Source organism: Gilliamella sp. Pas-s95, assembly GCF_009795795.1.
GTDB classification, from domain to species: domain Bacteria; phylum Pseudomonadota; class Gammaproteobacteria; order Enterobacterales; family Orbaceae; genus Gilliamella; species Gilliamella bombicola.
Genome location: NZ_WTFC01000056.1, coordinates 1 through 2,727 on the forward strand (window position 1 = coordinate 1; position 2,727 = coordinate 2,727).

Annotated in this window: 2 protein-coding genes; both read right to left on the reverse strand. The window is 42.1% G+C overall.

Going from position 1 to position 2,727, the window contains the following annotated elements:
* Positions 1–203: 203 nt before the first annotated feature.
* Entirely contained in the window at positions 204–410 is a 207-nt protein-coding gene (locus tag GQ598_RS10750; protein ID WP_160404113.1) for a hypothetical protein, read from the reverse strand.
* A gap of 218 nt (positions 411–628) precedes the next feature.
* On the reverse strand, positions 629–2,410 hold the full coding sequence (locus tag GQ598_RS10755) for a hypothetical protein (protein ID WP_160404114.1): 1,782 nt from the start codon (positions 2,408–2,410) through the stop codon (positions 629–631).
* Between the last annotated feature and the right edge of the window lie 317 nt (positions 2,411–2,727).

Sequence of the window (2,727 nt, forward strand, 5' to 3'; positions counted from 1 at the left end):
GGACAAAAAGAGTCCTGTTCAATATCGGGAGTATTATTTTCCAGCAGCTTAGTTTTTTTGTACAACTTTTGGGGTGCAGTTCATTCGCTTTAATTCCCTTTGCTCGGACGTGGTCACTGTAGCTATTTTATTCACTAAAGGTCAAAACGTCCGAAACCACTGCACTCAATTCATTTTATCCACCAACCCAAAAACACATTAGGCTAACGTTTATTAATAACATTAGCCGGAAATCCACCACATACAACAATTTGGTCGAGTTTTTTAATATGCTTAATTATCGGTTTTAAATTAAATCCTAATAATTGACTCATGACATAAAACGACTGGTTATAAGCCTTTAAAAAAAGGCCTTCTTTCAAAAAATGTATCGGATTTTCACTTAATGTTAATTTTTGTTCTATTTCCATTACATGACCCTCTTTATTTAATTTTACCCTTGTGCCACCGCCATCGACACTTTCAGCGTCGCCGGCGGCGGGGCGGCGCGATTGTGGCTTCGCCGCAACAGCGCAACCCTAAGGGAAAACGCCCCAACTGACGCGGGGGCGTTATTCTTTGTTAGATTGTCCTCTCAGGCACCATAACCGCCCCCGCGTCCCAAGAATTAAGGACTAAGAAATAAAAACTAAGGTGCGGTGCAAATAGCAGGAGCGAAGTTGGTGGGGTCTCCGCCTATGAAGACTTTGTTAGCGACGACACGGTACGCTGGAGTGTCACCTGTCCAGTAGCCGAAGTAGTATGCGCCGCTGTAGCTGCTGATGCCAAACATGACGTCTTCGGTGAAGTGCGCATCAGCGTAGCTTGTCAAGTAGCCCCACTCAGTGAAAAAACCTGCACCTATGTTACGCTGGTAATAATTACCAGATGAGGATGGTGAGGCACCATCCGCGCCATTTCGACATGGGAAATAATCAGGCTCTACACCACATTTCGCGTTAGTTAAATCCCTGACCTGTGACAAACGATAACCCAAACGACTACACCAAGATATGTGTTCAGTTTGAAGAGCTACAGCTATATGATTGACGAACCACTTCTGTAACACAAATCCATATTTAACCACCACATTATCCATACTATCCCTACCGACTAATTCAAATCTCTGTGGCAAAGATAGCGACGGAGTAAGCCGACGAGGATTAGGGTTTCTCCACTGGTTTCTTGCCTCTGGACCATGCAACGTTACCCGTGTTACATAACTGGATTTATCAGTAATCCAAGCATCGGCTGGTACGTTTTCTCTCCCAGGGCTTTCGAACATACCAGAACGCGGCCTTGTCCAATTCACCGTTGCCCTTATGCTACCATTCGTGACAACAGACCACGTCAACTGACTTGCATCAACGCCACCTATGTCCAAATCAAAATACAATCCATCAGCACCTGTAGTTGGAAAGTTTAAGTCGTAAGATGATGAATCATTTGACTGAGTTAAAAAACCCTTATAAGGGTTCCATATGTTAGATGGGCCGGCGTAACTGTTTGTGCCATAAGTAAGATTTGGCCTTGCGTAACAAACACGAGGAACAGTGTTATACGGATTGATATAATAATCCACCGTAGCTCCACTAAAACTACTAATCCTTGGCACACCATACTGGGTAGTTAAACTTCCTCCTGTACTTCTTAATGTTACCTTATAAGGAGCACCACAAATACTTAATGTATCACTACGACTAACGGTATTGCCATTTTTATCCCTAAACGATACCGATATACTCCCTGTAGCCGTTACTCCATTAGCTCCCTGTCCATCCCCATCATCATCTCCCCAATAATTATACCTAGTGACTAAATCACTTAAACTCACTGAATTCACTGATGATGGGATTAACATATCTATATCTCCCAAAGTACTTCCTGCATAAGGTAATCTTATTGGATTTGTAGCACTTGATGGATTAGTTGACGGTGTGTACCTTGTACCATCCCGCAACTTAATAAACAATAAACTATCTGTATCTATTGCCTTTGTTCGACCACCGTCGGACGTTAAATACGGCGCACTCCCCTCTATAACTCTTGATGTATGTGCCGTTAACGCCTCTACCCCCTGCGTATATGACAACAACAACAATGACGCAAAGAATAATGCCGATTTAGATAACAATGAAAGTCTAAACAATAATGGCGGTTTGAATACTAATGGCGGCTTTAACAACCACTTGGATATCGACGATAATTTTGCCGAAGAGGTGGCCGATGACCTGACCAAAGAGGTTTCCGAGAATGTTGTCGAAGGACCCGACGAAAACATCGCCTGAAAAAACCGCGATGACGGCGTCGATTTCGCTACGCGAAATGACTTCGGTGATAAAAATAAGAACTGTGTCTGATTTAGACTACGGTGAAATTGAAAAAGATTTAGGGCATAGGTTTGGCAGGCCATGTGCCATGTGCCATACATGGTAACGCATTTCGATTATCCTGTCAAGTAATTTTTTGTTTTATTTACATTTTTTATAATTAACCGCTCGACTAACGAGCTTCCCTTGCTTTTAAAGCGCTTAAATTATAACCGCTTGATTAATAATGCGCTACCTTTTTTGTTAAAAAATTGTAAAGTTTTGTTAATTGTGGGCGGTTAAGCTTTTGTTGGCGTGTTTTGGGGAATGGTTTTGGTGAGGTTTTTTTGAATAAAAAACCTAGATTACACCATGAAGTGCAATTTTTCTTAGCTCCTTTGAATAAAAGGAGGCAGGGCTTTTAAACTTATGCCGTTTT

What these genes read in the sequence shown, in the direction of transcription:
- GQ598_RS10750 (WP_160404113.1), bottom strand. Translation starts at nt 410, where the DNA reads ATGGAAATAGAACAAAAATTAACATTAAGTGAAAATCCGATACATTTT.
- GQ598_RS10755 (WP_160404114.1), bottom strand. Translation starts at nt 2,410, where the DNA reads ATGTATGGCACATGGCACATGGCCTGCCAAACCTATGCCCTAAATCTT.